This is a genomic window from Streptomyces sp. NPDC002328, assembly GCF_042890065.1.
Lineage (GTDB): Bacteria > Actinomycetota > Actinomycetes > Streptomycetales > Streptomycetaceae > Streptomyces.
In genome coordinates this window covers 22106-29001 of record NZ_JBIARQ010000038.1, presented here as the reverse complement: position 1 = coordinate 29001, position 6896 = coordinate 22106, and the positions used below count along the sequence as shown (strand labels likewise).

Sequence of the window (6896 nt, the reverse complement as noted above, 5' to 3'; positions counted from 1 at the left end):
TGAAGACAACTGGGGAGGTTGGTTAATACGAACGGGACAGTGGAGGAGAGGGTCCGAACGAGTGACGCGGGGACTCGTGGGGCGGTCGGTAAAGTTGTAGATCAGGGCGGAGGCGTTGGCCGTCTCCGGTTCGACGGCGGGCGTGAGCTTGAGCAGCTTGTCGCGCAGGGAGGGGGAGGCCACCTTCTCCAGGGGCCGCCACTCGATGCCGCCGACTTCTTCTTCCTGCAGCACCACGGGCACCTCTGTGGCGGTGCGTAGGCGGAAGAGGAAGCGGAAGTCGAAGTGCTGGTGGCCGGGTTCGCCTTTGCCTGGGTGGGTGTCGATGTCGTGGATGTCGACGTCGAACGGCACGGCCTCGTAGCCGGGCCACGGTGCCACGGCCTGGGGTGGGATTCCGGTCTCCTCGTGCAGCTCCCGCAGGGCCGCCTCTGCCAGGGACTCGTCGTCGGATTCGGCGTGTCCGCCTGGAGCGAGTACCTTCCCGCTCGCCAGGTGCAGCACGTGCAGGACGCGGCCGAGGGGGTCGACGACGATGGCGCCGCAGGTGACGTGTCCGGAGAAGGTGGAGCGGCTGGCGATGTCGGTGGGCCGGTGGAGGGCTTCCAGGAGGCCGCCGAGCTGTGGTCGCTCGTGAGGGTGGCGAGCGAGGTAGGTCTCGACGGTGGTGCGGATGTGGTGGTGCGACAGCGGCATGGGTGTACCTCAGAGGGGCGCGATGCGGAACGAGTCAAGGCGGGGGCGTTCGCTTCAGCTCAGCTGCATCCCCTCTGCCGGGACTTCCTCGATGCCGGTGGGGCCAGCGGTGGGCAGGCCCCAGCGCTCCCGGGCCGTTTCAGCGGCGAGTCGGGCCTGCCGCGCCCCCGGCGGGCCCATCCGAGCAGGGCGGCTGCCTGGGCGGGGGTGGCGAGCAGGCGTGCGAAGGGGCGGCCGGTGGCGGGGTCGACGGCTGCCGGCCCGATGCCGGTGACACGGGCGGCCAGTCGGAGCCTGCAATTGGGCCCCATCCCGCCGTAGACCTCGCCCGTCTCATCGAGCACCCAGCCCAGTCGCACCGGGTCGGTCAGGATGAGCTGGGCTTCCTCGGCGGCTTCGCGGTGGAGGGTTGCCTCGGGCATCGTGTCGGCCTTCTCCACGGTGCCGCCGGGCAGCATGGGCAGGGCGCCCCGGGGGCCGGGGTCGGCCACAAGGACGACCCGGCCGTCGGGAACGAAGCACCACCCCCAGGCTTGCTGCACGGGGAGCCGCTCGGACACAGGGCCACGGTTGAGGGGACTGTCCCACAAGGGCCGGTAGCGGACGTGAACGTCATGGCGATCCAGCCCCGGGACGTCGAGGATGTGCCGGCCGTCGGCGAGGTGAGCCGTGGCGGTGTTCCCGAGCCGGGCACGGTAGGCGGCGAGCATGATCTGCCCGTCCACGGGACGCAGCCGCTGCACCGCGTCCCGGGTTTCGAGGAAGGCGTACTCGGACAGCTCCTCGCGAGGCAGGCGGATCACCTTCGCTTGGTCGAGGGTGAGAGTTCCGCCGTCGAAGACATATCGGATCTCTCCAGGGAAGGGCGCGGCGGGCCTGATGTCTGGGTGGTGCTGTGAGAGGGAGTGGACGGCAAGCACGCCCGACAGGGTCAGGTCCGCCAGGCCCAGTTCCTCGGTGATCTCGCGCTGGCAGGCGGCGTGCGGGTGTTCGCCGGGTTCGACGACTCCGCCGGGCAGCAGCCACCGGTCGTCCTCGCGGTAGGTCGGGTGGACCAGCAGGACGCGGCCGACCTGGTCGGTGATGATCGCGGCGGCCCCGAGCCACACCGCGTGCCGGGTTGCGGCGTACTGCGCTGCTGACAGAACGGACTGCGATGCAACGCGTGCTGACGAAGGGAGGGAGGAGGACATGCTCTGCCTTTCGGTGGAGCGGGTCATGCCTTGTCCAAGACGCTGGGCGAAGCAGGCTTCGGGACGTTCGGGGTCGGGGCGTACTGGGCGGCCTGTGTGTCGAACATGGCGGCATATCGGCCACGTGCGGCGATGAGGTCGTCGTGCGTGCCGTGCTCGGCGAGGCGCCCTTGGTTGAGGACGTAGATGTGGTCGGCGTGCCGGACGCCGGACATGCGGTGGGTGACCAGGACAACGGCCCGGTGCGGGGCGGCGAGGCGGCGGATGCGGTCGAAGGCAGCGATCTCGGCTTCGGGGTCGAGCGCGGAGGTCGGCTCGTCGACGATGAGGACGCTGTCCTCCTGCGATGTTGAGCTGCGCCAGTGGGTGCGGGCTAGGCCCACCTTCTGCCATTCGCCGCCGGAGAGTTCGATGGCTCCGCGGAACATGCGGCCGAGCATGCTTTCCAGGCCGTTGGGGAGTTTGGCGGTGACGGATCCGGCTCCCGCGTAGTCGATGGACGTCTGCAGGTCATGCATTGAGGCGTCGTGGCCGGGGCGGCCGATGCGGATGTTCATCGCGGCGGTCACGGGCCAGCGCTGGAAGTCCTGTGTGAGAAGCGAGACGCGGTCGAAGACCTGGGAGCGCTCCAGCCCGGAGACGTCGAACTCGCCCCACCTCACCGATCCGGCGTGAGGGAGGAGCAGACCGGACAGGATCTTCATCAAGGTGCTTTTGCCGGAGCCGTTCTCGCCCACCACGGCGATGACCGACCCCATGGGGAAGGTGAGCGTCACGTCGTCCAGGGCCGGTGCGTCGCGGTCGGGGTACCGGTAGGTGACATGTTCAAGGGAGACCTGCTTGACCTGGTCGGGGACGGGACTGCCGGTCTGGGGAATGGCGCGTTGCGCAGCTTCGACCAGGAACTGCCCGTGGTCCCGGACGTAGAGGGACTCTTCGTGCAGCTGGTTGATGTTCATCACCAGGGCACCCAGGCTCGCTGACCCGGTCCGTACCGCGATCACGGCAGTCCCGGCGACGGCAAGGCTCATGTGCCCGGCCATGATCAGCCAGATCATCGTTCCGTAGGTGGCGGCCATTGCCAGTCCGGACAGTGCGGAGGCGACCCATTCGGTGACGGCCTTGCTAGAGGCCAGACGTTCCTGCTCCGCCTCTGCGCTGGCGGCCATGCGCCGGTACCGGTCGAGGAGGAAGGGACCGACGGCGTGGATGCGCACTTCTTGTGAGGCGGTGCGTTCGGTGAGGAGGTTGCCGATGAGGCGGCTGGCCCGCAGGTGCTCGATCCAGCTCATCATCGACACGTAGCGTTCCTGTGCCACCCGCATGGCGCCCCACCCGCGGGGTGCGGCGATGGCCAGCAGCATGGGCAGCAGCGCTGGATGCAGGACGGTGAGCACACCGGCCGTGGCGATCAGCGAGATACTGCTGTTCAGCGCGGAGACACAGGCGCCGATCATGCGGCGCGCGGAGGCGGGCCCGTACTGGGCGATGTCGATCAGACGACGGAAGTCCGGGTCGTCGATGGCTTCGAGTTCCACGGCGGTGGCCGCGGCCAGGTACTGGGTGGTGGCGATCCGCTCGACCTTTGGCTCCAGGCGGCCGGCCCGAGAGGTCGACCAGCCGGCCAGGGCGGAGTTGACGACGGCGACGCCTGTGGCGGCGAGCAGTCCCGGCAGCAAGGCGTGCAGCCGCTCGACAGCGTCTCCGCCCCCTAACAGCGCGTGCATGACCGCGTTGATGGCAAGCAGGCCGACCGCGGCGGCGATGCCCTGGCCGAGTTCGCTGATCGCCACTGCCACGAGCGCGCGGCGATCCGCGCTCCAGGCCATCCGCAGGGCAGCGCCGACGAGTCTGGGCATCTGGCGCAGCGCTGATCGCATGGTCAAGTCCAGTCCCGGGTGCTCGTGTTGGGACCACCCCATGTCGTAGCGCAACGGCCCGCCGAAGAGCTCGCGTTCTGCCTCGGACACCTGGGGCTCCGCCATGCGGACCTTGCCGAAGAATCGCTTCACTCGCTGCCTCCCTGCGTCGGCCAGTTCAGAGCCCGGTAGGACGGGCCGTGGGTGATCATGTGAAAGATGGCGGTGGTGTACGGGTGGCAGTCCGGAGGGGGCTTCTCCATCGACACCCAGAACAAGCCCTCGTGCTTGTCCGGCTCGGCGTTGTGCGGCTCGCCCGCCCAGGACTGGGCGACGAAGACGGCGGTGACCCGGTCCGGGCCGTCGCCGGATTCGTGGTGGTGAATGAGGCCGCAGAACTCCTGTTGCTCGGCGCTGATGCGGACCCCCGTCTCTTCTTCCGCTTCGCGCCGCGCGGCGTGGTCGAGCGGTTCGCCGGCTTCCAGATGGCCACCGACGACGGTGAGTTGTCCCGGTGCGAGGGCCGCCTCCGGTTTGCGACGTACGCACAGGGCTGCGCCGTTCGAGCGGAGCAGGACTTGGGCCACGTCAGCGATCAGCAGGTGACGCGCGTCACTCACAGACGGCCCTCCTGAAGCAGGCGTTCGACGGTGCGCCGGCCGCGCGCGGTCACGAGCGGATCGCTGTGCCGGGGGCCGTAGGCGAGAGCGCTGGCGGCGTCAGCTGCTGCGAACGCTGTCAGCGCGTATTCCTCTGCCTCGGACAGAGGCGGGCCGTACCCCTCGAACAGGGCGGTCCGCAGCTCGGGACGATCAGGCCACAGCGAGGTGGCGAATTTGACGAAGTCGGCGACACGGGGGCCCGGTTCACTGCGTTCGAAGTCGATCAGAGTGCAGCGCTGACCGTTCCAGAGCAGGTTGCGCTCCCAGAAGTCCCCGTGCCGCCACCCGGCCGGTAGCGGTCCGCAGCCGGGCAGCGCGTCCACGAGGTGCGGCAGTAGCTCGGCTTCCGGAGTGGACAGGTGGTCGCCGGCCTTGGCGAGGTGCTTGTCCAGGCCAGCCACTGTGTTCTCGACGACTGTGTCGGCTTCCGGCTGGACCAGGGGGCCGGTCATGGCGTCGTGGAGGCGGCGCAGGAGCTGCCCGGCTTGCCGGTGGGCCGTGCGGCGGCGCGCGGGTGACTCTTCCTTCTTCAACGGCTCGCCGTCCATGGCGGTCAGGATCAGGGCGAGCAACTCCGCGGAACTGTCGCGCAGCAGCGGGGCATTGCCGTGACCGAGGTGAGGAACGGCCACCCGGTAGGCACGGGTCTCGCGCGTATACAGGATCGGTTTGGGCGCCACTTTCACGTAGTGGTAGCCGGTGGGCCCAGCCACCCTCCATACCTGGGAGTTGTCGCGGTCGTGCGAGGAGTCCCGCACATCGTCCAGGGGGCCCAGCACGCTCTCCACCCAGGCGTGGAGAGGGGAGGGAAGACGAGCGGAGTCCGTCATGCGAGGTACCTCGTATCCGGTCGTGCTCCGTCGGAGAGCAGGGCGGCGCGGTCGGAGGCGAGGTGAAGGCTGGCGCCCGAGGAGGCATTGGTGTTTTCGAACGCAGGATGAACGAGCGCAAGGCGGCGTACGGGATGCATGGGGGCTCCTCGGGGCGAGATGCGGACAGGTGATCGGGTAACGGCGGGTCTGCTGTCGCCGTAACGGGTGGGAGCGGGCGAAATCTAGAACCTGATTTCGAATACCGGGCCCTCTCCTTCTGTGGTCGGGTGGGGCGGACTGTGATGCTGCGTTCGATCACTCATGTGGGTTGCGGTACCTCCTGTGGGGGATTGCCGGAGGCCGCTTGGTCGGTCATGGCGTGGCGAGGTCCGGGCGGAGGGCGATGGCGTCGCGAAGGAAGCTGCGCTTGGAGTAGAAGGTGTGCTCGGCCGCCCAGCCGTGACTGGCGAGGTACTCGCAGAGCCAGCTGTCGATCCGCTTCATCTCGGTGAGGACCTCGTCCTGGTCGTGTTCGAGGATGCTGCGCGAGCGGAGGTACTCCAGCTCGCACTGGGAGAGCACCACGTCGGGGGCCACCAGGAGGGCGCAGCGGTCGAGGAAGATGCCGTAGACGTGTCCGGTGCGCATCGACTCGCACTGGATGTCGTAGCGGACGCGCTGGAAGGGCGGCATGGCTCGGACTTGGAGGCCCAGGTCTTCGACCAGGAACGTTTCGAACCGGTCGGGGGTGATGTCGAGGCCAGGGGTGAGTTCCTCGCGACGGGCGAAGGCGTCCTCGGCGAACCACTTTCGCTTGAGCACGTGCCCGGCGGTGACGGTGGGGATGAAGGAGGCGTAGCCGATCTCGGGCTCGGGGCCGGTGACGTCGAACAGATGGTTCTCGGTGTGGTGGATCTGGAACTCTTCCCGGTACTCCGGACGGCAGCCTTCCAGCTTGCCGTCGCGCAGTGCCTTGAGCAGTTCCATGGACGCGGCCCAGATGTCTGGTGCCGGATTGAGGGTGTACTTGAACTCCAGCTCGGTGCCGGAGAAGTGCTTGCGGAAGTACCGCAGGTGGTTGTTGAGCGCCGTACTCGACTCGGCGTGCGCCGTCAGCATGGGCTCGAGCCAGCGCAGTTCCCCGACCGGGCCGTGGCCGACTGGTTCTCCGGTGGTACGGACGAAGCAGGCGTCCTCGGGGTGGAAGCGGATCTGCGCGTACGCGTGGTAGCCGCCGCCGGGGTCTGCGGCCAGGTAGCACAGCGGCATCAGGCCGGGGGCGGCCGCCGAGCCGACCAGGTCGCGAAGGCCGGGGCCGGCGATAGCGTCGGGGAACAGTTCGCCGCCGTCGATCCTTGCCGCCCCGAGCCGGGTGCCGCCGAGGTGCAGCGCTTCGGCCGGGCAGGGACCCAGCGCGTTCCAGCGGACGATCACGGTGGTGGCCGGCCGACATACCTCCTGCGGTGGCACCCGTACGAGCACGATCGGCTCGTCTAATCGCCGTGGCGCGGTGCGGTTGAGGAGGTGGACACCGCCGAGGACGACCCAGGGTCCCTGGTCCGAGGACTGCTCACCGTGCACGCTGGTCTCCTTCGTGTGAAGCGGGGGCCACGGGTGATCGCCCTGCAGCCCGAAGGGGCCACCAGGTCGGCCGGACATTCCCGGATGGCTGCC

Annotated in this window: 6 protein-coding genes; all 6 read right to left on the bottom strand. The window is 68.9% G+C overall.

The annotated features are described in order from the left end of the window. On the bottom strand, positions 1–696 hold a 696-nt coding region (locus ACFYX4_RS40505; RefSeq protein WP_389344914.1), incomplete at its 3' end, for an NUDIX hydrolase. A 59-nt stretch (positions 697–755) separates the two neighbouring features. Next, the gene (locus ACFYX4_RS40500; protein WP_389344912.1) at positions 756–1805 is read right to left on the bottom strand and encodes an NUDIX domain-containing protein; all 1050 of its coding nucleotides are present in this window, start codon (positions 1803–1805) and stop codon (positions 756–758) included. A 107-nt stretch (positions 1806–1912) separates the two neighbouring features. After that, positions 1913–3901 carry an ABC transporter ATP-binding protein gene (locus tag ACFYX4_RS40495; protein WP_389344910.1) on the bottom strand — a complete coding sequence of 663 codons (1989 nt, stop codon included), beginning with the start codon at positions 3899–3901 and terminating at the stop codon, positions 1913–1915. Beyond that, the gene (locus tag ACFYX4_RS40490; RefSeq protein ID WP_389344908.1) at positions 3898–4368 is read right to left on the bottom strand and encodes an NUDIX domain-containing protein; all 471 of its coding nucleotides are present in this window, start codon (positions 4366–4368) and stop codon (positions 3898–3900) included. The genes ACFYX4_RS40495 and ACFYX4_RS40490 overlap by 4 nt, the downstream gene beginning before the upstream one ends. Continuing rightward, entirely contained in the window at positions 4365–5240 is an 876-nt protein-coding gene (locus ACFYX4_RS40485; RefSeq protein WP_389344906.1) for an aminoglycoside phosphotransferase family protein, read from the bottom strand. The genes ACFYX4_RS40490 and ACFYX4_RS40485 overlap by 4 nt, the downstream gene beginning before the upstream one ends. Before the next feature lie 354 nt (positions 5241–5594). Next, positions 5595–6803, bottom strand: a complete 1209-nt coding sequence (locus ACFYX4_RS40480; protein ID WP_389344904.1) for a hypothetical protein — start codon at positions 6801–6803, stop codon at positions 5595–5597. Positions 6804–6896: the final 93 nt, after the last annotated feature.

What these genes read in the sequence shown, in the direction of transcription:
- ACFYX4_RS40485 (WP_389344906.1), bottom strand. Translation starts at nt 5,240, where the DNA reads ATGACGGACTCCGCTCGTCTTCCCTCCCCTCTCCACGCCTGGGTGGAG.